This window comes from Brevibacillus sp. HB1.1, from assembly GCF_013332445.1.
GTDB classification, from domain to species: domain Bacteria; phylum Bacillota; class Bacilli; order Brevibacillales; family Brevibacillaceae; genus Brevibacillus; species Brevibacillus porteri.
On record NZ_JABMIV010000001.1, the window covers coordinates 291,342 to 316,587 of the forward strand.

Genomic DNA, 25,246 nt, shown 5'->3' on the forward strand with positions numbered 1-25,246 from the left:
CCTCCCTTTTAGTGATTCATCAATAATACCTGATTATACGTCAGTTTGTGTTGGGTTTCAAATGACGTGTAATACGGATTCTCGACAAAATCTCCTAAAGCAAGATTAACAAATACTAGTTAAAATGGTATGTATTTGAATTTTTATCGATCACTCTCAAGAAAGGTTGTTGCAAATGTTTAAAAAAGCCTTGATCATGATGGCAGTAAGCTCTGTTGTCACGATACCAAGTTTAGCCACAACCGCCCAAGGAGCTACTCTCCCTTTACAGGAGAAGCCGATCACCTTCGCAGCAAACACTACCCAAAAAGACTGGAAAGGGAAAGAACCTTCTTCAAAATCAATAGGTGCTAAGCACGAAACCACTAAAATCAAAAATGCTGCATTTGGTGAACAAATTTGGGTGATGCTGGCCTCTCCTATTCCACCTGGCTGGATCATGGTTCAATCAACAGGGACAAGAAACCTGATCAGGTATATTGGCTAAACAAGAAGAATAAGTTGTCCATACAACAAGCTGACGTCGAAACTCCATCGACATCAGCTTGTTTCCTTTACTAACTTTCTTCCTTCAATTTCATTGCGATCTCTGGAAGGAATATTGTATTTGGTCGCAGACATGGGGACTATGTTATCAGTCAGCATTCAACAATTTCCGCTACCTGTTATCACAATTCGTAGTACAGATTTTTATTTTCTGAATTTTTTGCGTTTAATATGTTAACTAGAGTGCGAGTGTGTTATTATTAGATCGTAAGTTATATTTTTCCAATTCAGGAGGTGAATAACAATGTTGAAGAAATTCCTTCAAAAAATAGGTGCTAACTCAATCCGCCCATGCCCTCGTGAGTGCATACCAGCCGGAAAACATTGCATGTGTCCCGCGTAATGTTAGATAGTACTTAAAAAGGCCGTCCCTACAGCTATGTGCGTGGCATAGGGATGGTCTTTTTCCGTCTACCTATCATCCTAATTTCGTTCGTCTTTTATTGCGGAAGACTCTATATGAGGGGGAAGATTTATGAAAAAATTTGCTCTGTTTGGTATTGCTGCTGCTTTATTTCTATCGCTATCATTTCCTGGAGTAAGCAGCGCAAAAGAACAACGTGTACCATGTGAAGCTGACGGGTATTGCGGATGGCCGACCTATAACGTTTAACACCAAATGAATGAGTAAGGTAAAAGAAACCATGTAAATTCTACATCGTTTATTTTAATCAAACATCAATCACCGACTGTTTAACTATCGGTATGATGTTTTTCTTTTTTCATTCGTGTTAAAGAACTTGCTTCATTTGCATTTTCTATTGAATCGTTTTCTCTGTGATCCTCGTCTTTATAAACAAACGCATTTAGCAGGGAGAAGAAAGCATGAAAAGTCTTTTGAAAGTGATGATTGGTTTGGTCTTTTCTTTTTGGTTCTTTATTCTTTGGGCCTGTAAATCGCTTCTTTCAAGCGATACTCCAATTACCATCTCGACCTGGGACACGATCCTTTTCTCTTTCAGTTATCTCGTTTCTACGGTTGTAGCTCTTATCTATGTCAGGTTCACGCCTAACGGAAAAATACATATCTTCTTGTCTATTCCTACACTTTTGTGGGGTCTTTCTACTGCTCAAGTTTTTACCCTTCAGTATCACCCCTATGATACGCTGATGAGTGTTATTGGCTTACTAGGTTCTGGAGCGATCATGTTCTTTTCGATTTTGATGCAGCGTAAATCTCCGAATTTTACATAGAGCACATACTCCACTACTACATCCATGTTTAGCCGGGGTTGTGTGGAAATCAGATCAGATTATTTCCAAGTCCTTCGAACCTGCTTGAAACTCTGACACCGTACACAATTTATAAATAAAATTCATGTTCTTATAATCACTTACCCACGATAAGATGGTAATACATGGAAATCAGATCTACCAAGGAGGTGAATGATCATACTGAAGAAGCTCCTGAAAAAGTTAGGTTCAAAATCTTCAATCGAGTCTTGCGGAGACTCATGCATTATTTATCATGGCAGATGCTTATGCCCTTGGTAGTGTTAGCTAAGTTCAAAGAAGGCTGTCCCAAATGCCATGAATGTGGCTATGGGATAGCCTTTTTTCGTCGTATATCCCCCCTGCTGATTTAACATTTTTGAGCTGTTGGACATGACAGGTAACTGTTTGTTACATGCCCAAATTTTCCACTTACTGTGATATCGCCCTTACATAGCTCCTCAATTTGCATAGCTTGAGTTTGAGGTTCTTCCTCATACACTTGAAGGGGTGATATCGATGGGATTCTTTGACGACAATTTTGCTTTAGTTTTGGTTCTTTTCGTTTTATTAACAATTGTTGCTTGCAGCTGTGATGAGTGCTAATTTCTGTCCAATGTTTTGGGCGGCTAAGCTGCCCTCTTTCTCCCTCTTTGCCATCATTGAGCTTTGAGCCCATCTTTTGTCCACTCCTCTCACGTTACGCTTTAGTAGAAGGAGTGTAGTATGTGGAGAGGTTAGATTTGGACACTCTGTTCTATCACCTACGATTTCACCAAAAGAGCCGCCCGGTTCTTTCCCCGAGCGGCTTAACGCCTTTCGCGTCCGTACCTTAAAACCGAAAATTCTACAGCCTCATCACAATTTCTCTTATGTTACATGGCATGCTCTGTACGCTGCCTATCCAGGATTCTCCACTTCCATCGTCATCACGATAAAGGGGGTTCCATTGTTAACGAATGAGGCCGTTTCTTTAAATCTCGTTCTTGTATAAACTTTGATTGCTCTACTATTAAAGCTAGCAACACTTAAACGCAGATTTTTTGGTTCAAATTGCTGTTTGGCAAATTCGATTCCAGCCTTTAAAAACGAAAAGCCTATCCCCTTCCCTGTCAAATCTGGTTTCAATCCCAGCCCAATATCTAACACGTTCTCGCCCTTGTAAAGATTTTGCTTTCGACCTTCTGGGACTTGAGCATTGTGCCCAAAACAGAAGAAGCCCGTAAGCTGACCATGATTATCTCGAACTGCATAATAGGTACCATCTAATAGCTCCTGAAATGTTTCTGGACTATCTTCAAAATCATAAAAAGAATATTCCTGCGGATATTTCCAAGTTGCGACTTGCTCTGCATCTGTAATTGTCATCAAATGAAAGTTCATTTATTACCCCTCCATAAAACCTTTACACTCAGTTCGTTTTTCATAAAACGATCCCCTGCTTCTCACAAGCAGTGTTACGTTACATCCACTTTAACCGCGCTAGGTCCCCCGATCTCACCATCCTTGACCAACCACTTGCCGCAGTTTGCGCATTGCAGTGTAATCCCTTTCATATACTCACCTTCTTTACAAATCGAATGGTTTGTTAACGATATCCAAATGTTGTAAAATAATAAAAAACTACATGGTGGTAATCCAATGAACAAATTCGAAAAAGGGATTGTTTATTTTTTTAGCTTTGTTTTCTTTCCCATCGGTCTGATAATATGGGTTGTCTCCTTGTTTAATCAAAATCAGCAATTCAAAAGTGTCGGTCGAACAGCTTTATATATCGCTACTGTCTCATTTTGCATTCAGCTCCTAATCGGAGTATTAAATTTTGTGGTATATGCAAACATTACTTTCAAATAAGCGGGTGTTATCAAAAGATTCTTGCAAGCGACATATCTATCTAACTATTTCGATAAATCCGATCAGTTAATTGTTTATTTGGTTATCATTTGGTAAACCTTCCATGTGCTAGATACTCTTAATTCAATGAATATTGCTACTGAATTTTTCTTTCGTATTCGATCCTTCAACCGTGATTCGACATGAATCTGAGAACTATATTGAACAAGTAATTGTTTGGGAGTCTAAACAGATGGAGTTTGAAATTTTTAATATCCATACAACGGAAAGATTACTTTGGAACTACATAGAGAAGGTCCCCGACCAATCCAATTTCGACAACATACTAACCTTCCTCTTATTGTTTTCACTACATCTACGAAATGAAAAAAACTCGCACCAACTGGCACAAGAGAAACGCCGCGCCTTTCGAAATAGGACTTAGCTTCTTCAATGCCTTCGTGATAGATACCCCAGTTACAAGATAATCCGTGTCATTGTGGTCAAGAGATATGAATGGGCAGCGTTCTGTTTTTTATGTGTAAATATTTACCAATTCATTCCATTTGAGTATAATTACCTTTAGTTCGTGTATTTAGAATTTGATCAGAATTGATATGAAGGAGTGTACATGGTATGAAAAAACAGCTTCTCTCTATTTCGATGCTCGCTTTACTCCTCTCTGGCGCACCTGTATATGCTTCCGCTTCTACCCATGCTCAAGTACAAGATGAAGCAGGCAGAGTCACCATGGAGCAACAAAAACAAGAACAACAATTCACCAAATATTACTACCTTACACCTGGGCAGTTAAGTCCAAAAGAAGCGATTTATCTAAAGAAAGGGCAGGAGCTCCGTATTAGTCCAAGAGGCAGCTTTGCGAATTACACAGTGTATAATGCTCAAAATAAACAGATTTGGAGCGGTACGACAGGAATCATCATTAAGGCTGATGCGGACGGGTATCGCTACGTACAATTTCAAGCCCCCTATTCCTATGAGGATCAAAATGTCATCGTAGCTACTTATACGATTCAGTAAAACATGTATAGATTTTAGCCCGTCTTGATTGTGAAGACGGGCTTTATTACAATTTGCATCGCTTTTACTTCCCTACTCATTATGTCAATGTCAACCTACTACCGTGATGTTCCTGAATACTGATCTACATACATTTTCGATACATAGGGATATTTGGCCAATCAAAAGGATAATGGAGTTCGTACGCTATCTTAGATCGTCATCAGGAGGGGATACCACTTGAAAAAGAAAAAATCTAAGTCTAAGCGATTCAAGAAAGTGAATGGTCAATTGGTTGAATTTCTTCCAAGCTTTCAAGAATGTATGAACGAATGTAGACGTGTAAGTCCGCCTCATGAAGATTGTGAAACGTTATGTCTCCCGTATCTAGACTCAAGAAGAGTACGATTAGATGATGAGTGTTACGATCGTTGCCGTCGCTGGAGATCTCACGGGATTTGTGATCACATTTGTCAGGTGCCCTATTGAGTATTAAGTTAGGCTCAAATTTATCTCCACAAGGCTGTTCGGGGCAGTAGATGGAGCGATTTTTTAATCAATACCAATGGTCCGTGATAAAACTATTACCATTAGTAGCCTTTAGTGCCCCTTGTTAGGGGCCTTTTGCTTATTACATCCGATTTACCTAAAAACCGATCATTCTTCAATCTCTCTTCTGTTACATGCCAGAAAAAACATTTTATAGGATAGAAAAATGTAACTTTTCTGTAACGCTCTTCATATGTTGTTTGTTTATAATGACCTTGCAAACAACAACAATACACCTTGCACAAAGAGAGAGGAAATCAACATGAATTTCAAAAAAATCATCGTCGGCACCATACTGACATCCGTCGTAGCGATCGGCATCACATTCGCTGTTAACTATGGCAACGTAGGACACTCTGCACAGCCTGTTGCGCAGGAAAGCAGAAAAACTGATCTTTATACGAACCCTCAAGCAAATTTCAGCTTTAAGCCGCCAACTTCTTGGAACGGACATTACAAGGTGAACCAATATGCAGGTGTAGATGCAAACAAAATTCTGCCATCAGCCAAGCATGTAGTGCAATTCGATTATACGACGAAGGATGGAAAAGGTTCTGAAACGCTGCTGATGATCTCCGTTTTTACAAAAACGGATTGGGCTCGCCTCTCTAGCGAAGAAGGGCCGCCTGTAGGGACATCCATTGCAGAATCAACTGACATGGTGTATGTCTATACAACTCCACAGTCCAATCCATTTGATTCCCAATCTGAAGACGGCAAGTTGTTTGACCAACTGTATGGTGATTTGAAAATAAATGAATCTTTTGCACTTCTAAAATAAGACTGTTCATATTTGTTGTACTCTGAAATGACATACACTTACTTTTGGGGTAGATACATAGATAATCGTTACAGATTGCACCCTTCGTGGTGCTTTTTCTTTTCCTGTCTTTTCATTTAGATGACGTGGCTGGAACTGTTCGAATGCTTCCACTATAGCCGTGAGATGTATGTCCATTGATTCCCCGCTGATGATTCCAGCTTTTTCATGTGTTCCGTGGTTCTAAAAGCAATGAAGCTGGGAAAAACATCTCGTTTCTCTCCAGCTTCGACTTCTTTATTGGTTTCGATTAGCTTTTAGGAAAGTGACTAGGAGAATGGGCAACCCCATCTTTTGTATCGATCGCATGATTATTGCTTTTTCAGCAACATGCTATCAATCTCGTCTAAGAGCATTTCCTTTCCAATTGGGCCAAAGGCTTTGATGTTGAACGTTTCATTGGTTACTTCATAAAGATGGCCTTGTTGAACTGCCTTGTTGCTTTTCCATACTGGGCTTTTTTTCAGTTCTGCGTAAACATCATCCGCTTTTCCGCCGAAATTGACGAGGAACATATGATCTGGCTGAAACTTCGTCAGTCCTTCCAGTTCGATCATTTCCATTGTTTTATCGGCAGGTGTTCCGGCTGCTGGCTTCAGTCCGAGATCAGTGAACAGGATATCTGCATAACCATAGTTTCCGTACACGCGGAACAATTTAGGCGTTACGGCCAGGAACATAAAGGTCTGGTCGCCATACGCTTGCTTGAGTTGCTCTCGCATCCCCTTCGTCTTCTCGTCGTAGCCAGCCAGCCATTTGTTCACGTCCTCTTCTTGTCCAAACAGGCGACCGATTTCTTTAAACTTATCACGCCATTTGTCCATGTCTGTCTCCAGAACAACAGTCGGCGCAATTTTGGATAGTTGCTCGTACATCTTTTGCTGGCGATTATTCATAATAATCAGGTCTGGCTTTGTTTCTACCACAGCTTCCAGATTGATAGAGTCATCCCACATCCAGCCAACCGGTTTTACATCTGTCAGCTTATCAGCTACGTGGGACATGATTTTCGTCTTGTATGTATTGGCCGTAGCAACCGGCTTGTGTCCCAATATTAAAAGCTCCTCTGCTGCTCCCGATACGTCTGCAATCCGCTTTGGTTCCGCTGGGATCGTCACTTCCCCCATCAGATGCTTGACTACGCGTGTCTCAGACTTTTTGGGTGCTTCCGAAGCCGTTTGGCTGCTTCCGCACCCCGCCGATACAGCAGTGACTACTGCAAGCAAGCAGGCCAGTACGATTCGTGTTCCTTTTTTCATACGCTCATTTCTCCTTGTCACGTGATGTTTGGTGCGAAGTTTACCTGATAATGATTATCATTATAAGTGACAGAGAAGATAATCACATATTTGAGCGTGTATGTCAATGATTTTTATATTTTTTGTGTATATAAAAAAAGAGCATGCCCCATCTTGCAGATTGGGGAACTAGACGTTGTGCTTGATGTATCTTCCTGATTCAATGTTCTAGATCACCCAAGCTATTGATTACTCCCTCCCCTTCTCACAAGTAATAGTCTGTAAAGTTCTATCGGAATGAAACAGCAAAATAACGAAAAGAATCACGATTATAATTTGAGATAGGTCTCTTATTTGAGACGATGGAATCATAGTGGAGGGAACGCGACTATGCACAGGGTAGTTGAACCAAAAATTCTTTACTTTGGGACGCCAGTTGTACTTATCAGCACATTAAATGAGGACAATTCTGTTAACCTTGCCCCTATGTCTTCTGCATGGTGGCTGAATCAATCATGCATGCTTGGCATGAGTAGCTCATCTCAGACCGTTACCAATTTGTTGCGCGAGCGCGAATGTGTTTTGAATCTTCCTTCGTCTGATCTTGCTCATGCGATTGACCGTCTAGCTCTACTTACTGGGCGAAATCCTGTCCCGGAGCGCAAGGCTAATGTAGGATACCGATTTGAACCGGATAAATTCGGAATGGCTAAGTTCACCCCCCAAGTTTCGGACCTGATTCGGCCTCCACGCGTTGCGGAATGCCCGGTTCAATTAGAGGCAGTGGTAGAACAAGTCCATAATTTTGAACTGCCCAGCTCTTTAAAAGCTATTGAAGTAAAGATAATACGTGTTCATGTTGATGAACAAATCCTAATGACTGGCGAGAAGAACTACATCGATCCCGAGAAATGGAGCCCGCTGATTATGAACTTCTGTGAATTTTTTGGCCTTAGCTCCAAGCTGCACCCGTCAAGATTAGCTCCCGTTTTTGGTCCCGCTCCAAGTTCCGTTAGCAAATCGAATTAACTATCATTGGGGTGCTATTGAGCACCCTACCTGTTCAAGCAGCATCGGAGAAATAAACATGTGGTTACCTCGATACAAAAAAATCCCCAATTGCTTTAAGCAAATTGGGGTACACAAGAAGTAATACGTGAATAAAAAAGTAGTCATCAATATAGTAGGATATCAGCTCAGCATTTACTACCAGTATATATAGGTATGCATACCTTCTATTGCCACAAAAAAATAGCGCAGACTCATCTGCACAGATTAAGTCGTACGCCTTATCCCCAAGAGAATCTACACTAGATTTCATATTACATTACTTTTATCGGTTTGATTGGGTAGCTATTTCATGTATAAATATCGCTAAATCGTTGTAATATTTTCTTACTCGTAGATAACATTCATAATGTCCATCAATGATATTTTCCGTATTGTTCCGTTTTCATCTATATAACAAGAACGTTTGTTTACATTTTATAAGAACATGTCATGATTTTAGGATGGAATCAGCTAATAAGCAATTGGACGGCAGTAATAACTACGATTTGAAGGAAGGCTTTTTATCAAGCGAGACTAATCCAAAATGTACTCGGCCAACACGCTCTGTATCTGGTAAATATTCAAGTTCTTGTTAAATTGTTTTTGGATCGGTACTGCACTTCCAGAAACCCAAATTTTTAATTCCGCATCCAAATCAAAATTTCCAGCTGTTTCAATGCTAAAATGACTAATGCTTTTGTAAGGAATGGAATGGTACTCTATCTTTCTACCAGTAATGCCTTGCTTATCAACCAGTATTAACCGCTTGTTAGTGAAGATGAACATATCACGTATTAATTTATACGCCTTTTCTATGCTCTCATTGTTCGCTAAGATTTGAGCATACTCTTTTTGAACATCTGCAATGTTAACTTCCGAAGCGTTACCCATTAGACCGTCTAACAAGCCCACATTAATGTCCCCCAATTCGAATGTTTGATAGTTCATATTCTCCAAAACGTTCAAATCTCCTACTGAAGCGGTTACTATTACATCAAGGCGGCAGTGATTGCATTGAAATTCAGGATACAGAAACTAAGCCTAAAAAAATTTCCACTTGCTGATGGAGTTTTTTGGGTAAATCACATCGCTTCCGCCCGCATTTCTTTTTCAAGATTTTGTGATTTGGAGATCGTGTTTCTGTTCAGTGCTAGAAACATTGCTTACATCACGAAAGACTGGTCAAAGTTGGACTGTACATGGTCCCTACTGCGTTGCGCAAGATATTTGGCATTTTGAAGGTCGAGGACCCGATTATTTCGGTATGTATCTACGCTGAAGCATCCCTGGAAGTCCCTCCAAATTGACGAGAAGACCTTTCCACGCAAGCTGCTGTTTTGATAGTCTTATCCATACTTGCCGCCTAGCACCTCGACCATTTGCTGCCTTGCTGCATTTTGCAATACGAATTGCTACCCGTAGTCGATTGACTTGTTTTTTTCCAATCTCTTGACCCTACTCTCAATCTCTTGAGTCTTCTTGTCCAAAAAGAAATCCTTTTCTTCATATAGGGTAGCTGTCACAGCCCGCAAATAATTGTAATAAACTGTAAAACACAAAAGCTTCGTATCCTTAATTTATTGAAGGAGTGATGAATATTTGAAAGTGTATAGTAGGCATCCCTTTGATACATCATCAAGTGTTTTGATCTCTAAAGACTGTGGATCTGATCATCCCGGTTCGAAAGACTTGGTATTTAATGGTATTGATTGGGGCACATACCTTCTTCGCCCCCCGGTTTATTGGTGACCGCCCCCAGTATAGATACATCCCTGGCACACCTGTTTATGCTATGGAGGAAGGAACAGTCGCAGATATCAGAAATAGTAGCCCCCATTGCACAGATCCAAACCACTGTCCCCTATATGCGAATATGGTCCTGGTCCAAGGGCGGGATGAGTTCTATACTGAGTACGCTCACGTTAGACCATCTACCACTTTACAAAGAGGGATGTTTATCCCAAGTGGACAATTCCTTGGCACTGTAGACTTTTCAGGCGTTTCGACAGGACCTAATCTTCATGTTGGACGCTATACTCGCGGTGATGCTGCCACTTGGTATAATAGGCCAACTTGTGATTGGTCTATAGAAGGGGTTCGTCCTATCCGTCGTTTGGGTCGTATTCGTCCTTAGCGTCCTGGACTTGACTTGTGTTTCGTACAACGCAACTCACATGAGGGGCGGAATACTGTTAGATAAGGATTGTCAAAGCATCATTCAAAATGGTAGTAGTTGTAGGCTCGAAAGGGAAAGTACCTTGCCTTCCGACGCACTCCTTGCCTCGTTTGGCTTAGTTCTCCTCATGGCAGGACTGCGGAACGTCTTTTTTGTAAGGAAAACCGTGTGAACTGTCGGATTTTCTCCCCTGTTGGGGAGCTTTTTACTTGCTGAATTAGAAGCTATATACTTCATTGCTTGGATAATTGAACAGATCATTACTTACTTTGGCTAGTTTTTTACCATGGGCTGGGAGTCAATCTTGTTGTTTCCCAGCCTATTCAAACATAAAGCTTCGACAACAATCTTTTTGACTTCTCTCAATCTGCGATTCCAGAAATGACAGTTTCGTTTGTGCGCTCATCTTCGCTTTCCCTTATAGGTGGGCACGCAAAGTATAATTTATTCGGTGAAGTAATTATCCGGATCTTCCACAATAGGGTTATTTTAATAGAAAGCGGTTGATACGATGATTTATGACATCAATGACTGGGCCTTCTCAAAAGATACACAGTTTCCTCATCAAGATTGGGACCTTTTTATTACTGATATAAATACCGCTCCTTTACTATTATCACTATCAATTAATCCGAAAGTAGCAAAGGATAAACGAAAAGTCTTTCTAGCTTGTCTATACCTTTTAGTAGGTGATGCAGTCGGAATAGGAAAAGATAGAACCCACCTTGAGGAAGTCAGACTTTTTGTAGAGCAAGCATCATCCAATCGAAATTATTACATCCAACAATGGGTTTCTCGATCGTTTCAACTCATTCAAAACCCTGAGCTTTTCGATTACAAAAAATGGTGTGATGGGATTGATATCTTTTCTTTCTGGGAGGATTACGTTTTTCTTTATTCCCGAAATGTTGTGTTGAGTAGTCTGTATAAGCCTGGACTATCGTGTAAAATTAACTCAATCGTTCTTAACATTTTGTAACTTTTTTACTCCCCCCTCGTCTTACACCGGGGGTGTTTGTTGTGAAGAAGATAATGATTATCTTATCGCTGATTTCATTCGCTACACATCGTGTTAGGTACCGAACTCGAAAATGTTCATCTTGGCCGTTTCACGCTTGTTTCGTTCGTACACTATCAGAATGTAAGATGTTCCCATCTCGATCAAGACGTATTTTCGGCCTAACTTCTTGGATACAACCCCTGTCGTTCTTGAGCCCCTGAAAAAATCAAAATTGCCCACCAAATAAAAACCCACTCGCACATGCAGGCAAAGGGGTTTCGCCTATTAATAAGCAGTCATGTATTGCTCGCGCTCCCAATCTTGAACGCGTGTGCGGAACATGTCTTGGCTTTCAATCGGTTTTATACTCCCTAGAAATCGTATAAAATCAACAGTTTTAGCTACTGTCATTTCAAATGACTTCAAATCATTTCATCATTTTGTGGGTGCGTTTGTAGGTTACATGTAGAAATGCCCAATATAATGCTGCTTAGAGCACCTTCAATTTGTAATTTATTCCTTTTAATGTTTTGCTCAATTTATGGAACTGTATTATATTTCTATGTGCACATATACTAATTATCCTTTTTTAACAGTTATAAGGAGGCTTTTATGATTTTTGTAAAGAAGTACGGTAAGCAACTCTTAAGTTTTGGACTTATCATTTTTATTTTATTTTCGGGTCAAAACGTTGGTTTTGCGGAAGATGAGTACAGTGGAGATTTAATTCCTGCGATGACAAGTAACGATAGTCCAAGTGGGCTAGCAGGTGCAAGCAGTGAATGGAGTGCGAATCATAAAGCATACCGGGCATTTGATGACAAAGATGATACTTATGGATGGGGTACAGCCGGCGGTACAATTAAAGGCTGGTTACAATATGAATTTCCAGAGCCAAAGAAAATTTCCAAATACACGGTTAAATCAAGGGATGTTTATAAAGGTGAAAGCCCCAAGGATTGGACATTTGAAGCATTCGATGGTCAAGAATGGATCGTATTAGATACACAAACGAATCAGACAGGCTGGGCAACAAATTACAAAAGAGATTACACATTTAACAATGACAACTTCTATAAGCAATACCGTATTAATATAACATCGAACAATGGATTTTCCTCATTTACAGTTATTGAAGAATTAGAAATGATGGAGAAAATAGGCACACCGACGAATCCCGATCCTAATCCAGAACCTGAACCAGAGCCAACTGGAGATAACGCACTTCTTGTTATTAAAATGATCAGTGGTCTCGAGAAGGAATTTGAGCTAACCGCATCCGAAGTACAGGACTTCATCGACTGGTACAATGGCCGTGCAGATGGACGTGGCAAAGAAACATATATGTTCGATAAGGACTTTAACAAGGGGCCATTTACTTCTAGAAAAGATTATGTAGCATTCAGCAAGGTTCAATCGTTTGAAGTTATGGAATATACCAAATAACACGACGAGACGAGGTACCTCCTATAATTACAGGAAGGTGCCTCGTATTTTTCATAGATTACGAATCTCTTCGATACGTTCTGGATCGTCATTCGATAACTCGGGTAACCATAACACTTTCCCGCCCCTGATAAAGGCTTACAATAGGTTATAGGCAATCACACCCCTTCGCCATAATTCTCGGCGGTGTTATTATTTGAAAAAGAACTTATATTTGGAGGACAACAGCATGACACAGAGAAAAATACTGATGTTGATTGTGGTGCTACTGATCGGCGCCGCCTATCTCTTTGGACTTGTGCCAATAGAGAACAAAACCGTCAGCAATGGGAATGTAGACCATACGATAGTTTTTCCGTCTGATCGATACCCAGAGACAGCCAAGCATATCAAAGATGCGGTTGCTTCCGGGAAGTCAGCTGTATGCACAATTGACCGCGATGGAGCCAATAAAAATCGCGAAGAATCGCTCAAGGGTATTCCTACAAAAAAGGGGTTTGATCGGGATGAATGGCCGATGGCAATGTGTGCAGAGGGTGGCACAGGGGCAGATATCAAATACATAAAGCCATCAGATAATCGCGGCGCTGGATCTTGGATATCCAACCAATTAGAGGATTTTCCAGACGGGACAAAGGTTGAAATCGTGGTCAAATAAAGTCTCTGTTTCGTGTACCCGCAAAATCCGGATATGAATAAACATTTCGCAATAGTGAACCCGTCTCCTTAACACAGGGACGGGTTCACTATTTCTTGAATACATTCTGGCAAATCGTTTTTCGGGCTACCAACCATTGTTGATACAGGGTATGCACGCATCATATCCGAGTCATATGGTACTAGCAATGATTGGAGCAAGTCAGAATCAAACTTCTCACGATCTAACCATATTCCCTCATCTTCCTGTCTCAGTATTACAGGCATCCGGTCATGAATATCAGCTACAACATCATTTGGTTTGGTCGTAACGATTGTGCAAGTGTGCAGTTTATCTCCTATCGGACTTGCCCATGTATCAAACAGACCAGCGAAAGCGAACGGTTCACCACTCTTCATCATAATCCTCATCGGCTGCTTGGCTTTTCCGAGTTTCATCCACTCGTAGAAGCTGTCTGCAGGGATGATGCACCGTTTTCGCTCGAAAAGTCGTCGGAATGCCGGCTTTTCGGTTAACGTTTCAGACCTTGCATTGATCATTTTATATCCGCTCTTCTCATCCTGCACCCACGACGGAACTAATCCCCATTTTAGCTGACCGATCCGCCGCTTACCTTGATCGGAAATAATTGCTGGGATTAATTGACCCGGTGCAATATTATATCGTGGCTGTATTTCAAAAGGGATAACCTCGATTTGGAACCTTGCATTCCACAACTCCAAGTTAGTCACCAGCGTAAATCGTCCGCACATAAGATCACCTCTTACCACCATAATTGCCTAATGCTTATATGGTTAACCAGGACTACGCGGGACAATATGAAATCAACAAAGACTGGTCAGCGAAGTATCCCCCGCTTTGTCCAGCTCCTCTTTATTTCTAGCACGATATAACATTCTGTGAAATCTTTATTAGTTACTTCCTGCGATCCCGACGCACCGAAGTGTTTCCTTGCGCCGACGACTTGCTAAATTGCATCAATTCCAACACAGGAATGCATTTGCCAAATGAAAAGCGACTGCCATAACGACAATCGCCAAAGGCAGGTTAGATTGCTTTTTACCTGATCCAATCGATGATGCGCTTACTTCCACAATAAATGGGAGCCGCATTATCAGCTCCCCTTGAAAAAAAAACGCCCTCTCCATTTTGGAAAAGGCGCTCTATGCGCTGTGCTTTAGTTGTGCTATCTCTTTTTTTCTCGTTCTGTAATGTACTTCTTAGCCACTGCTGTACGACTTTTTGTAGAGCAAGCATCATCCAATCGCAATTATTACATCTAACAATGGGTTCGTTACTTATTTTGTCTCAGTGATGGTTACTTCATGAGAATCAGCAAGTTCCATTATGGCCGCTTGATAATCCCGCATCAACTTTCTTCCTTCTGCTAATTTCTTATTAGCTGTAGCAATCTTAGCATAGTCTTGTTTCTCAAGAGCTGATACCGTCGTTATAAAACCACTATGTTGGGTTGTAGCTGCTAAAATAAATTGGTCGTGAATTTTTTGTACTTCTGGCGTAGCCGGTTTAATCTTTTCAAGCTCTTCTAGAAACTGTGAATAAGTCGGAATTATACTTTTTGTCATCGCTTCAAACATAACTAAGTCATTTGTATAGTTAGCGCCCGTTATAGAAGAATACTCTTCAGTAGCCTTCCTTTCGAGTGATGTAACTTTTGGCAACTCGGTGTTTAAATAGTTAATAAGATCTTCTTGTACTGGGTCTGTTCCACATCCCTGTACTACAAACATTGAAAATAATAAAAGAAACGCTATGACTAACTTATTCGATTTAAGCATTGGAACCACCTTTCAATAGGATTAATTACCTAATTATTATCCCATCATATAAGTTATCTTTCCTTCTATGTATTCCGACAAATTTCGACATTATTCTAATTGCCGCATTTTGAGTGGACCTCTATTGGATTCTCCTGAAGTTTGTTCAAATGATCAACTAAGGTAGGAATAAGTGAAGTTGCTTCCGAAGAAGGAGTAGTGGGACGGATCATTTCCTCAACCATTTGCTTTTTGTAGCTACTCTTTAGGAGGATTCATATTGCACCGTCCTTCTCTAATGTTTTGTTTAATAACCTCAGTCCTAACCATTTACACTTGTTCACGCACCCTTTTTTACGTCTGCCCAGAACCTCTTATACTCGTCTACATAGATTTCTATAAAACAAGGAAAGGAGGGTCAAACTTGAAGATACCGAAAAGTTTATACAATCGTTTAGCCAAAATTCTGGGTGGGACAGGCGTGTCAAATGATACTTGTTCTATCACGATTGAACGCAATCTCAATGCAACGATTGTTGTGTTGCCTCCTAAGATAGAGTAAAATGCGAATACCACACACTAAATTCCAACAATTCCGAAATGGGTGAATTCAATTTTTGAATGATTATGAGATTCATGGCGATAGAATTTTTACAATAATCGTCAATAAACTTCGAGCAGCTGGGTGTGTTTTCGTTGAAGATGAGGCCAGGTTACTAATCGCCTCAGCAGAGACAACGACTGAACTATCGGACATGGTAGAATTGCGAACAACTGGCATGCCTCTCGAACATATTATCGGCTGGGCTGAGTTTTGTGGACTGCGGATTATTGTGGATAAGGGAGTTTTCGTTCCCAGACAACGTACAGCATTTCTCGTTAGACAGGCTGCCGACCTCATCCGTCAAAAGTCGGTAGTGCTTGACCTATGTTGCGGATCAGGGGCAGTTGGGGCGGTTCTTGCTTACTTGGAACAGATCGAATTGTATGCTACTGACATCGATCCAGCCTCGGTGCAATGCACCCGTCGCAATGTTACTACCGCAGGAGGTCGCGTTTACGAAGGAGACTTATTTGAGCCTCTTCCTATCATACTTAGGGGACACGTTAACGTCATCGTTGCCAATGCTCCCTACGTCCCCACCAAAGCCATTGGTTTTCTTCCACTTGAAGCTCGCATACATGAGGCGAGAATAGCACTCGACGGGGGAACGGATGGGCTTGACGTTCAGAGACGAGTATTGGCTGCAGCTCCACTCTGGCTGGCTCCTGGTGGACACTTACTAGTTGAGACAAGCGAACGTCAGACACATCAGACAGTCGATATCTTCACTCGTTGCGGGCTGATTACACGGGTGACAAGGTCTGACGAGTTGGATGCTACCGTCGTAATCGGAACCAAGCCGGTTCCCTAAAGCAGTTTAGGAGTCTGAACCTGACCACATAGGCTAGAGTTCAAGAACTCGTCAATATTTCTCCCTAATAAGGACCTAATCCCTATAGAGACTTCATTCATCTCTTTTTTCCACCATTACCGTTGTGTTAACTTCAAATGGTTGTAAAATGACAGTTATCATTTGTTGCTATAACGATTGATTAGCACTCAAGTCATAATAAGATGTTGATTGAAGTGACAGGTCACTTTACTGATGAGATTATCCTTCATGGGAAGACACACAGAATGCATGAATTGAAGAATATGTTCGCTTTTACGTTAGAGCAGAGTGAACAAATAAGTGATTTCCCTCATGTCTTTTGTAAGCTTTTTAACTTCGAACTCCCGTGGGCCGCTGGAAAAAAGGTAGAATCCCCACGCTAAGAAGCGAGCTTGATCAATTGCTCCCACTCGTCTACTCTCGCGATTTCGTCTGGGGAACCTCCCTTTCCCAAACAGACGAAGCCTCTTGTTTGGTCATTCCTTTCTGGAGGGGTTGCCATACCCAATCCCCACTTTTCAAAACCTTGATCGTTTTATCTTACGGCTCCTTTTCTGGCGCTGACAGTCGTTCTGTGCGGACTTAAATTACTTTTTCTCTGTCGTATAATAAATCAACGCAATGACCGGTAAAGCTATTCCAATCAACAAGGCTGCTTTCCAGCCACCCATAGCATATGCCCATCCACCTGTCGCAGAGCCTATAGCACCACCAGCAAAAAAGATTGCCATGTATAAACCGTTAAGCCGGCTTCGAAATTCTGCTCCCAATGAGAAAATGGCACGTTGGCCAAGAACCAGATTTGCTGAAACTCCCATGTCCAATAGAATGGCCGAAATTACCAAGGTTACTAATGCGGAAGTTGAACTGCCGTGGATTACAAGAGGTAGAATTCCAGAAATAATAACGAAAGCTAACGCTAATCCTGTGGCTGATCGAGCCCAGCCTCTATCGGCAAGACGGCCTGCCACTGGTGCAGCTACCGCCCCAGATACTCCAAGCAATGCAAACAGGGAAACTTCCTTTTGTGAAAAATGGAAAATCGGACTGGTCAATAACAGCGGAACCGTAGTCCAGAACAAACTGAAAGTTGCGAACACACATGCGTGGTAGATGGCTCTACGTTGCAGGATTGGTGTCGTTTTGAGTAAATGCAACATAGAACCCAGAAGTGCCGGGTACCGTGTGGTGTTCAACGGCTGTCTTGCAGGAAGCACCCTCGCCAATAAAAGTGCCAACACAAGAATCGCTATGGCGGATAAATAGTAGACTGCTCGCCAGCCCAAAAACTCCGCCACCATACTTGAAATGGGACGAGCGAGCATGATTCCGAGTAACAAACCACTCATGACATTCCCCACATTGCGACCGCGTGTAGCATCTGGCGAAAGGTGAGCAGCGTACGGAACAAGTACCTGAGCCGCAACTGATCCCAACCCGATAAACAGTGAAACAGTGAGAAAAAGGCCAGCGCTTTTGACTACTGCTGCAAGCGCCAAAGCTATTGCAGTGAGGAACAATGACACTACAACAAGTTTTCGGTTTTCAAGTATATCTCCCAAGGGTACGATAAATAATAATCCAATTCCGTAACCAATTTGGGTAAGTGTGACGATTAAGCCAGCTGCCTCAGAAGATAACCCAATTGCCGAACTAATCGGACCCACTAAAGGCTGCGCATAATAGAGATTAGCAGCGATTAGTCCGCATGCGGCAGCAAGAATAAATATCATCCACGCCGAAAAAGGCTTTTCCATTTTTTCACCTTCGATTGAACTCATCGTTAACGCTCCTTTTTGTGGAAGTAGTCATCATTACTGGAACGATCGTTCCAGTAACATTAAAAAAATTTTGTTTATAGCATCTCAATAACAGTGTTCATCATGTCATAAATAATTTTTTGGTCAGTTTTCACCTTGGATACTACATTGATACTATGATTTAGGTTAAGTAATAGGTGTGATAGAGCCTTTATATCTTTATTGGAGTCAATTTCTTCCGTCTGCTGTCCTTTACTTAGAAGTTCATAAAAGGCATGTTCCAATTCCTCGAAACCGTCTCGTATCAATTTACGTAGTTGTTCATCTGGTGAATCCAAGCCAAGCGTTGCGTTAGTAATCATGCATCCTTTAGGCAAATCCTCATCAAATGCGGAAGTGATATGCTGATCAAAATACTGCCGGATTCCAGCTTTCGCAGACGACGCATATACCAACAGATCTCTTTTTTTCTGACTTATTTTTTTGTAATGTTGTATCGCTTCAACATAAAGCGTCTCTTTGTCTACAAAGGTTTCGTACAAACTTGATCTGCTTAATTCCATTGCTTTTAATAAATCCGGTATGCTTGTGGCTTCGTAACCTTTTTCCCAAAAAACTAACATTGCCTTATGAAGTACGTGTTCCTTGTCAAACTCTTTTGAACGTCCGATAATGATTCCTCCTTAACTGTAGAAGCAGTATAACATTTCGGGAACGATCAGTCCATTATTTTCACTATGGTTCCAGGCGAGCTCCACGCGGTTACGGCGATTTTGATGGTGACCACGAAAAGGACGACGAGCCGGAGATATCCGACCACTTAATAAATGGCACGACCTGGACGATACTTGCCAAGCACGTTTTACAATCCGGCAAATAACATTTTGTCTTGTGTACAATCAATCAAACCATGGCGCCGATATACAAAGGTGAGTCCACGAATACGAACTCAAGCTGAACTTCACCGTACAACTTGCTGGCTCTCTTCCGCTTGATGTGAATTACTAATCTGAAACGCGGTAAATCAATAATAAAGACCATGAGATCGACTCAATTTGGATGTGTCAACCTCATGGTCCTTTTTGACGAGATACGGATTAGTCCCAGTTTCGAATATACCCTTTTGCCTTATTAGTGCTATAGTTTTTTACTTCGAGTTTGTACGTGCATCCGCCTTGCATGTATACGTTAGTGCTATCTTGTTTGTAGCTAGAGTCTGTACCAAGTTGAATCTGTGTATCCACATAGTCAATGTCTCCTGCACATTTCTTCCATACAAAAGCCCCAGCCAGTCCAGTACCTTCCGAAATCAATGTAACTCGGCCATATTGATGTTGCCCACTTACCGCGCTCGTCCACTTGGTATCATTACTGTATTCAACGACAACTTCTGCTTGCTGATTTGCAGCAAATACCGTATTAGATGTAAACGATGATACTAATAAGGTAGCAAGGCTAATAGACATGAACTTCTTTTTCATTGCAAGACCTCCTAATATTTGGATGCGAACAAAATGAATTATACCAAATTAAGGTAAATTATCAATTGTTTTAATTATAGTAGCAAATTCACAGTGCGCGAAGTTATATGGAGGTTGTGGACACTACAGATCGATTTCTTGCCCCATTGAGTAGCAGGTGTTTGTCTCTTTAGTCCAGATAAACCGTTTTGCCCGCTCCCGATTAGGTAATTAATCTGTTTTTCTCTTCAGCTTCGATTGCCATTTCATCCACTTGCTACACGCATAATTTTTCTTATGCGGTCGAAGAAACGAATCTTCATTGAGCATTTAAGGGTTTTCCCATACGATTCAACTCGCTTTTTTAATCCCATACTTACCCTCCTTTACAAATCGTGTGTTGTGTCACATCTTTCACATAGCTGCACTCTTATCTCATTAATAATTTCTTTCAAGAACGTCTCATATCCCCATGTTCATAGTAAACTTTTCCAATCTCGCTATCTGGCATATCTAGCCGATTTTTCTGGACTACAAATGCGATTTATTTACTTATTACTATCCTGTTATTTAATTGGGATGCCAAACGAACTGCTAAGAAGAAGCAACAGGCTAAAACAAAAGTTGCACGATAGACCCCGTTGTTTTTGGGCTTCTTTTCATTTTTGCCGTTTTGTTAAGCAACTAATTCCACCGCTGCTGTGCATATCACTTCTTGTGGAGTATCTCCAGAAGCATCTCCACCACTTGCCACGCATCGGCTAGGTTTAGGAGTGGGTTCCAGTTCTAGATCCAGTCGTATTGGGTTGAACTTTTAACACATACTTGCTTTTCAGACCAGTATGGCTTGTCCTTGTGCCACCCCATGACCTTTGTTGCAAGTGTTTCAATGATCTGCTGATCTGTCATCCGGATCCCTCCTCATCGCACAGGGTGTAGTGCTCGAAAAATCATCTGCGGACTGTCTATACTTCTGGTCAAAAAACCAAAAATCGAAAATTGTGGTGATGCCCTTGTCCACCACTGTACCTCCAACATAGTTTGGTACAAGGAGGTGATAAGAAAATGGCAATGAACCCGCCAATTTTTATTGGAGCAAATAGTATTGCAACTATCGGAAACCGTTTTTTCCTAATTGTTGAGGTTGAGGCAAAAGTACCTGGTGTCGAAATTGACCCAGTATTTGCGGTCCGCATAACCCGCGAACAAGCACGAAGGCTCCGAAATGCAGGTGTCATGAGAACGGTTATTCAGAATACACGTCCACGGCCTAGGCCTGGATTTGAAGTGGAGTTTAAAGGTGTACTGTTCGCTAATGGTCGGTTTTTCTCAGTTTTCGACGTTGAAAATTCAACCGATACTTCAGTACTTGTTAGAATCAGCCGTGAACGAGCACAAAGGCTTATTCGTAATGGAGCACGTAGAATCCCAGTGATTAGAAGAACTTTTTAAATGTCTCGGCTGGATTCTTTCAGCTTCTGCGATGGAAACCCTGTGGAGAAACTGCTGCAGGGTTATTCCTTTTATACCGAATGTTAAAATGTGAAAGCGACTTTCAATCTATCCTCCTACAAACGCCTTTTTCCGGTTTCGTCGGATTTCGTCGCGGCCATCACCGCACTCCTGGTTGTCTGCCAGCTCCATCTGTTCCGGTCTACCTTCAAAGAAACGTATTTATCCAGCCAGTACCATCGATATCGGGTCGAGCTGCCATTGTTGTAGGTCAACGATTTCGACGAGACAAAGTGAGGAGAGTTTCAGACAAACATCCATTTCTCAGGATTTCCATATCTGTCATATTCACCTTAAGGAAGAAAATCATATCCTATCTGGAAAGTCGGACACTCTGGCCAACCTGTTCAGACACATATGCTTGAAACTGGTTAGCGAAAAGGAGTTGAGAAGTTGACACGTTCAGCGAAAAGCACCTTCAACAGCTCTATTAAAATCGATGTCCTGATCCCAGCAATTGAGAAAGACCTCGGTACTCTTCCCTATGTCATTGACAGTATTCGTAAGCAAGTGAAGCATCCGGTCGGTAAGATCATGGTTGTATCGCCACCAAGCAAACGAATCCAAGCCCTTTGCCGGCGTAAAAACTGCACCTTCATCAATGAAAGACGCGTCCTACCGATTACAAAAAAAGACATTCACTACCAAACCAAACGCACCAATCGCTCAGGCTGGCTGCTCCAACAATTGTTGAAGTTGTCAGGAGGAAACTTGACCAAGCAAAGGTATTATCTTGTGATTGACGCCGACACCATTCTCATCCGCCCTCATGTTTTTCTCGTCAACGGGAAAACCGTTTTTTACTGCCGGAACTGGAGTCGTCCCGAGTATTTTCGCACCTATAAGAAATTAATGGGAACCAAGCCAACCGCTTCGCGCTCTTTCGTTGCCCACTATATGCTGTTCGACAAATCGAAGCTCTCCCGGCTGAAGTCTAAAATTGAGGCTAGGCATAAGACTAGATGGTACTGGGCGATTATCAAGAAAACCAATAAGCAGAGTTATGCCGGCTTCTCTGAGTTCGAAACTTACGGTAACTTCGTGAAAGCTCACTACCCCGGTCATCTGGTTGTAAGAAGTTCCCTTAACAAAAGCTTATCTTCAAACCCAGCATCACTTACTCGTAAACGAATCATCAGACTGGCCCAGAATTACAGGTCCATCTCCTTTCATAAACGCGGCTGGTATATCCGGAAGAAGAGCGTGAGAAAATAAAGAGATGCCGAGTCCAACTGTTTGTGATGTAAAATGGTCTCCAGACCGTCTGCGGGCAATCTTGGATTCGTTACAGGTGTATGCGAAGAGAGATGGGCGAAGTGCGAACGGGGTGAATCATTATACGATTCGCAAAGCTTCATAAGGCTTGTTCCAATATGGAGAGCCTCTAGTCCATTTCGAGTTAACCATATGGAGCCTTATCAAAATGAGCATTTTGTTCAATCGATAGCGCCAACTATCCAGCCGGCTGTTCTTTATATCTCTCGAATACCGCAGCGTTCCCAGCCCCGACACAATGTTCTAGTAGATTTGCGCGGACCAGAGCTTCCACAATAGAAAAACCCCTCGTACCTACAGGCACAAGGGGTTTCGCTTATTAATAAGCAGTCATGTATTGCTCGCGCTCCCAATCGTGAACGCGTGTACGGAACATGTTCTTGGCTTTCAATCCGTTTTAATACTCGCATTTATTCTCTGGCAAATTATGAAACGGTCAATACTTCTGATTAGGTAGACAGATTCTAATAGAATAACTCATCTCCTCAAAACAGGGGCGAGTTCTTAATTAACCAACTAGAATAAAGAGAAGCTTGGTGATTTTGCAGATACATAATTATATTATTGATTACTTACACTACTCTCTATATTCGGGCGTTTAACCTCCAGCGACTCCACCCACTGACACGAGCAGCCTGTCCCCACATTTATCAAAATGAGCAAGAGGTAATATTACTATCCTGATTCTTTCTTTTTCTTATGCATACTCATTGAAAATTCAGAAAAGACTGTATACAAATACTCCTCTCCATGTGTTACTATTTAATAGAAAGTTAAATCCATCCATAAATAGGAGGTGATTAGGAATGTTTAAAAAACTTCTTCAAAAGTTAGGTAGTAAACCCCAAGCTAGATGTACTCCTCCCTGCCTTTGGTTTCCACCCTACACTAAATGCATGTGTCCTGACTAAGTGAGATATTACAAAAGAGGCTATCCCAAAGACCATGAAAATGGTAGAGGGGTGGTCTTTTTTTCGTCTATTTCGTTCATGTCTTTTAATCTAATCGAGCTGATTGTTTATCATAATTGAGCTTGTGTTCCCTGCTTGTTTTGTCCTATCCTCCAGCGTTACGCTCCTAAAAAAAGGAGTGTATTGAAACTGGTATGCGTAAAGGAGAAGCAGGAGCTTTACAGTGGTCGGACATAGATTTTAAAAATCTGACGATACGTATTAATAAGACTTTAGACTTTCAAGCAAAAGACAAAAGTGAGCTATTTTGCGATACAAAAACATACAACTCAACTAGAATGATTCGGATGAGCAAAACGATAGCTGATGATCTAGGGCAACACATGAAGTACCAGAACCCAAAAAAGCTGGCTTTAAACGAACTTTATCACCACGATTTGAATCTCGTTTTAACCAGAGATGATGGTACTATCGTCCCTAAATCGTCTCTCTTTAACGCGGTCAGACCATCCGCACAGAAATTGGTTGTACTATTTTCCCGCAACATCTGATTTGTAGTGCAAATATGAGATTGTCATAATAATCCTCCCTCATCACAATTGCTCTCCTAACTCTTCCTGTTTTCAGAAAAGTTCAATTTACATATATTATCTATAATGTTACAATATTTACATAATTCTCTTTCAAGGAGGTGGTAACCATGAAAAAGTTCGTTGTAGTTGCTCTGCTGACCGTATCTATTCTTTCAATTTCTACAGCTGCTTTTGCTGGTGGTGGCGGTGACCCTAAGGGTGGTGGCATTACGATCCCTGGCGGTGGCGGTGGTAGCGGCAGTTGCTGCAGTGCCACTCCCAATTAGCTTGAGTAAGCCTCCTCTTGGGGGCTTTCCATTTTTCGATAATCTTCTTGTCACATTTTTTCGCTCCTCATCACAATTTCTCTTATGTTAAACCGCAATACCGTGTGCATTCAGATAAGCCAAGCATCCAGCATGCGGAGCTTCTTTTTTTGTTGAACTGCCGATCGTTTTATTCAATATTTTTATTGCCTCGGCAATGTAAACTTTTTCGTTTGGCAAAATGTCGAGATAAATTCCTTGCTTTCGAGCTTCCCCCACCAGCACGCCCATGCCTTCCTATGAGGTAGAGAACCGGGCAAACCTTTGATCGCACGCCTTGCAATCATCCGCATTGCACGGCATATATCCGGTTAAACCTAGTGCATCTGCCACTTTCCTATCCAACTCACGTCCTGCTCTCATCTTAGACCACCTCCAGCAACTCAGGATTTTCGTAGATGTTGCCGATGCTCAGATAGTCGGAATCCTTTACGATATGCCATGGAACTAGCCTTCCAGATGGCGTGTTGTTTTCGGCTTCCTCTACATTCCCTGGGATAGTCTTATCGAATACCTCGAACTTAATCTCACGTCCTGCTTGCGTTCTGCTCCTCCTCTGCTTCGCATTTCCACAAATCCGGTTTTAAGCTGCAATAGTAGTTTTCCGGGCAACTCTTACATACATCTGGCATTTTGTCTGATTCAGGCATCCCGTTCCCTCCTATTGC

The 25,246-nt window shown here is 41.6% G+C and carries 31 protein-coding genes and 2 pseudogenes; 17 read left to right on the forward strand and 16 right to left on the reverse strand.

Going from position 1 to position 25,246, the window contains the following annotated elements; genetic code table 11:
* Positions 1-175 precede the first annotated feature (175 nt).
* The 3 genes from HPY27_RS01255 to HPY27_RS01265 all read left to right on the forward strand — a co-directional run bounded on the left by HPY27_RS01255 (position 176) and on the right by HPY27_RS01265 (position 1,740).
* Positions 176-487 carry a hypothetical protein gene (locus tag HPY27_RS01255; RefSeq protein ID WP_173623628.1) on the forward strand — a complete coding sequence of 104 codons (312 nt, stop codon included), beginning with the start codon at positions 176-178 and terminating at the stop codon, positions 485-487.
* A 534-nt stretch (positions 488-1,021) separates the two neighbouring features.
* Positions 1,022-1,159, forward strand: a complete 138-nt coding sequence (locus HPY27_RS01260; RefSeq protein ID WP_017249180.1) for a hypothetical protein — start codon at positions 1,022-1,024, stop codon at positions 1,157-1,159.
* Positions 1,160-1,371: 212 nt separating this feature from the next.
* Entirely contained in the window at positions 1,372-1,740 is a 369-nt protein-coding gene (locus HPY27_RS01265; protein WP_173623629.1) for a hypothetical protein, read from the forward strand.
* A 388-nt stretch (positions 1,741-2,128) separates the two neighbouring features.
* Here the strand turns inward: HPY27_RS01265 and HPY27_RS30705 are convergent, their stop codons facing one another.
* Together HPY27_RS30705 and HPY27_RS01275 are read right to left on the reverse strand one after the other, a co-directional pair.
* Positions 2,129-2,437 (reverse strand): hypothetical protein, encoded by a 309-nt coding sequence (locus tag HPY27_RS30705; RefSeq protein ID WP_483296507.1) that lies wholly within the window; start codon positions 2,435-2,437, stop codon positions 2,129-2,131.
* Between the two features lie 221 nt (positions 2,438-2,658).
* Entirely contained in the window at positions 2,659-3,141 is a 483-nt protein-coding gene (locus HPY27_RS01275; protein WP_017249182.1) for a GNAT family N-acetyltransferase, read from the reverse strand.
* A gap of 643 nt (positions 3,142-3,784) precedes the next feature.
* On the opposite strand from HPY27_RS01275, the gene HPY27_RS30710 reads away from it, so the two are divergent.
* The 3 genes from HPY27_RS30710 (at position 3,785) to HPY27_RS01285 (ending at position 5,941) form a co-directional block, all read left to right on the forward strand.
* Positions 3,785-4,036 (forward strand): hypothetical protein, encoded by a 252-nt coding sequence (locus HPY27_RS30710; protein ID WP_483296508.1) that lies wholly within the window; start codon positions 3,785-3,787, stop codon positions 4,034-4,036.
* A 191-nt stretch (positions 4,037-4,227) separates the two neighbouring features.
* Positions 4,228-4,632 (forward strand): hypothetical protein, encoded by a 405-nt coding sequence (locus HPY27_RS01280; protein ID WP_173623631.1) that lies wholly within the window; start codon positions 4,228-4,230, stop codon positions 4,630-4,632.
* 790 nt (positions 4,633-5,422) lie between these two features.
* A complete protein-coding gene (locus HPY27_RS01285) occupies positions 5,423-5,941 on the forward strand; it encodes a hypothetical protein (protein ID WP_017249187.1) in 519 nt (172 codons plus the stop codon).
* Between the two features lie 350 nt (positions 5,942-6,291).
* On the opposite strand, the gene HPY27_RS01290 is transcribed toward HPY27_RS01285, so the two are convergent.
* Positions 6,292-7,239 (reverse strand): ABC transporter substrate-binding protein, encoded by a 948-nt coding sequence (locus tag HPY27_RS01290; RefSeq protein WP_017249188.1) that lies wholly within the window; start codon positions 7,237-7,239, stop codon positions 6,292-6,294.
* Between the two features lie 369 nt (positions 7,240-7,608).
* Here HPY27_RS01290 and HPY27_RS01295 point away from each other — a divergent pair, with 369 nt between their 5' ends.
* Entirely contained in the window at positions 7,609-8,247 is a 639-nt protein-coding gene (locus HPY27_RS01295) for a flavin reductase family protein (RefSeq protein WP_017249189.1), read from the forward strand.
* Between the two features lie 555 nt (positions 8,248-8,802).
* Here HPY27_RS01295 and HPY27_RS01300 read toward each other — a convergent pair.
* Both HPY27_RS01300 and HPY27_RS30500 read right to left on the reverse strand, forming a co-directional pair.
* Entirely contained in the window at positions 8,803-9,180 is a 378-nt protein-coding gene (locus HPY27_RS01300; protein ID WP_069845458.1) for a PH domain-containing protein, read from the reverse strand.
* A gap of 251 nt (positions 9,181-9,431) precedes the next feature.
* A pseudogene (locus tag HPY27_RS30500) lies at positions 9,432-9,599 on the reverse strand (ORF6C domain-containing protein); the annotation flags it as partial.
* Between the two features lie 461 nt (positions 9,600-10,060).
* On the opposite strand from HPY27_RS30500, the gene HPY27_RS30505 reads away from it, so the two are divergent.
* Positions 10,061-10,402 (forward strand): M23 family metallopeptidase, encoded by a 342-nt coding sequence (locus HPY27_RS30505; RefSeq protein ID WP_254476291.1) that lies wholly within the window; start codon positions 10,061-10,063, stop codon positions 10,400-10,402.
* Between the two features lie 553 nt (positions 10,403-10,955).
* On the forward strand, positions 10,956-11,423 hold the full coding sequence (locus tag HPY27_RS01315; protein ID WP_174224197.1) for a hypothetical protein: 468 nt from the start codon (positions 10,956-10,958) through the stop codon (positions 11,421-11,423).
* 93 nt (positions 11,424-11,516) lie between these two features.
* Here the strand turns inward: HPY27_RS01315 and HPY27_RS30510 are convergent, their stop codons facing one another.
* Positions 11,517-11,705, reverse strand: a complete 189-nt coding sequence (locus HPY27_RS30510; RefSeq protein WP_371736768.1) for a DNA methyltransferase — start codon at positions 11,703-11,705, stop codon at positions 11,517-11,519.
* A 351-nt stretch (positions 11,706-12,056) separates the two neighbouring features.
* Here HPY27_RS30510 and HPY27_RS01325 point away from each other — a divergent pair, with 351 nt between their 5' ends.
* Positions 12,057-12,890 carry a discoidin domain-containing protein gene (locus HPY27_RS01325; RefSeq protein WP_174224198.1) on the forward strand — a complete coding sequence of 278 codons (834 nt, stop codon included), beginning with the start codon at positions 12,057-12,059 and terminating at the stop codon, positions 12,888-12,890.
* Between the two features lie 229 nt (positions 12,891-13,119).
* Positions 13,120-13,548, forward strand: coding sequence for a NucA/NucB deoxyribonuclease domain-containing protein (locus tag HPY27_RS01330; protein ID WP_017249196.1), 429 nt, complete (start codon positions 13,120-13,122; stop codon positions 13,546-13,548).
* A 68-nt stretch (positions 13,549-13,616) separates the two neighbouring features.
* Here the strand turns inward: HPY27_RS01330 and HPY27_RS01335 are convergent, their stop codons facing one another.
* From HPY27_RS01335 to HPY27_RS01340, 3 genes are all read right to left on the reverse strand, one after another.
* Positions 13,617-14,300: an SOS response-associated peptidase gene (locus tag HPY27_RS01335; RefSeq protein ID WP_017249197.1), complete on the reverse strand. Its 684-nt coding sequence runs from the start codon at positions 14,298-14,300 to the stop codon at positions 13,617-13,619.
* A 225-nt stretch (positions 14,301-14,525) separates the two neighbouring features.
* Positions 14,526-14,660 (reverse strand): hypothetical protein, encoded by a 135-nt coding sequence (locus HPY27_RS30290; RefSeq protein WP_017249198.1) that lies wholly within the window; start codon positions 14,658-14,660, stop codon positions 14,526-14,528.
* A gap of 186 nt (positions 14,661-14,846) precedes the next feature.
* Entirely contained in the window at positions 14,847-15,347 is a 501-nt protein-coding gene (locus HPY27_RS01340) for a hypothetical protein (RefSeq protein ID WP_017249199.1), read from the reverse strand.
* A gap of 403 nt (positions 15,348-15,750) precedes the next feature.
* Here HPY27_RS01340 and HPY27_RS01345 point away from each other — a divergent pair, with 403 nt between their 5' ends.
* Complete coding sequence (locus HPY27_RS01345; protein ID WP_017249200.1) at positions 15,751-15,888, forward strand: hypothetical protein; 138 nt, start codon at positions 15,751-15,753, stop codon at positions 15,886-15,888.
* A 55-nt stretch (positions 15,889-15,943) separates the two neighbouring features.
* Positions 15,944-16,741, forward strand: a complete 798-nt coding sequence (locus tag HPY27_RS01350) for a putative protein N(5)-glutamine methyltransferase (RefSeq protein ID WP_174224199.1) — start codon at positions 15,944-15,946, stop codon at positions 16,739-16,741.
* Positions 16,742-17,349: 608 nt separating this feature from the next.
* Here the strand turns inward: HPY27_RS01350 and HPY27_RS01355 are convergent.
* The 4 genes from HPY27_RS01355 to HPY27_RS30295 form a co-directional block, all read right to left on the reverse strand.
* A complete protein-coding gene (locus HPY27_RS01355; RefSeq protein WP_174224200.1) occupies positions 17,350-18,543 on the reverse strand; it encodes an MFS transporter in 1,194 nt (397 codons plus the stop codon).
* A 74-nt stretch (positions 18,544-18,617) separates the two neighbouring features.
* Complete coding sequence (locus HPY27_RS01360) at positions 18,618-19,145, reverse strand: TetR/AcrR family transcriptional regulator (RefSeq protein ID WP_174224201.1); 528 nt, start codon at positions 19,143-19,145, stop codon at positions 18,618-18,620.
* A 474-nt stretch (positions 19,146-19,619) separates the two neighbouring features.
* Complete coding sequence (locus tag HPY27_RS01365; protein ID WP_017249206.1) at positions 19,620-20,003, reverse strand: hypothetical protein; 384 nt, start codon at positions 20,001-20,003, stop codon at positions 19,620-19,622.
* A 765-nt stretch (positions 20,004-20,768) separates the two neighbouring features.
* Positions 20,769-20,891 carry a hypothetical protein gene (locus HPY27_RS30295; RefSeq protein WP_256436604.1) on the reverse strand — a complete coding sequence of 41 codons (123 nt, stop codon included), beginning with the start codon at positions 20,889-20,891 and terminating at the stop codon, positions 20,769-20,771.
* A 156-nt stretch (positions 20,892-21,047) separates the two neighbouring features.
* Here HPY27_RS30295 and HPY27_RS01370 point away from each other — a divergent pair, with 156 nt between their 5' ends.
* From HPY27_RS01370 to HPY27_RS01385, 4 genes and pseudogenes are all read left to right on the forward strand, one after another.
* Positions 21,048-21,434 carry a hypothetical protein gene (locus HPY27_RS01370; protein WP_017249208.1) on the forward strand — a complete coding sequence of 129 codons (387 nt, stop codon included), beginning with the start codon at positions 21,048-21,050 and terminating at the stop codon, positions 21,432-21,434.
* Between the two features lie 453 nt (positions 21,435-21,887).
* Positions 21,888-22,709, forward strand: coding sequence for a DUF6492 family protein (locus HPY27_RS01375; RefSeq protein WP_174224202.1), 822 nt, complete (start codon positions 21,888-21,890; stop codon positions 22,707-22,709).
* A 1,153-nt stretch (positions 22,710-23,862) separates the two neighbouring features.
* Positions 23,863-24,180 (forward strand): annotated as a pseudogene (locus HPY27_RS01380) (site-specific integrase); the annotation flags it as partial.
* A gap of 200 nt (positions 24,181-24,380) precedes the next feature.
* Complete coding sequence (locus HPY27_RS01385) at positions 24,381-24,539, forward strand: hypothetical protein (RefSeq protein WP_017249211.1); 159 nt, start codon at positions 24,381-24,383, stop codon at positions 24,537-24,539.
* 87 nt (positions 24,540-24,626) lie between these two features.
* On the opposite strand, the gene HPY27_RS01390 is transcribed toward HPY27_RS01385, so the two are convergent.
* The 3 genes from HPY27_RS01390 to HPY27_RS30305 form a co-directional block, all read right to left on the reverse strand.
* Entirely contained in the window at positions 24,627-24,803 is a 177-nt protein-coding gene (locus HPY27_RS01390) for a hypothetical protein (protein WP_174224204.1), read from the reverse strand.
* 12 nt (positions 24,804-24,815) lie between these two features.
* Entirely contained in the window at positions 24,816-24,941 is a 126-nt protein-coding gene (locus HPY27_RS30300; RefSeq protein WP_256436605.1) for a hypothetical protein, read from the reverse strand.
* Positions 24,942-25,105: 164 nt separating this feature from the next.
* Positions 25,106-25,228, reverse strand: a complete 123-nt coding sequence (locus HPY27_RS30305) for a hypothetical protein (protein WP_017249213.1) — start codon at positions 25,226-25,228, stop codon at positions 25,106-25,108.
* Positions 25,229-25,246 lie beyond the last annotated feature (18 nt).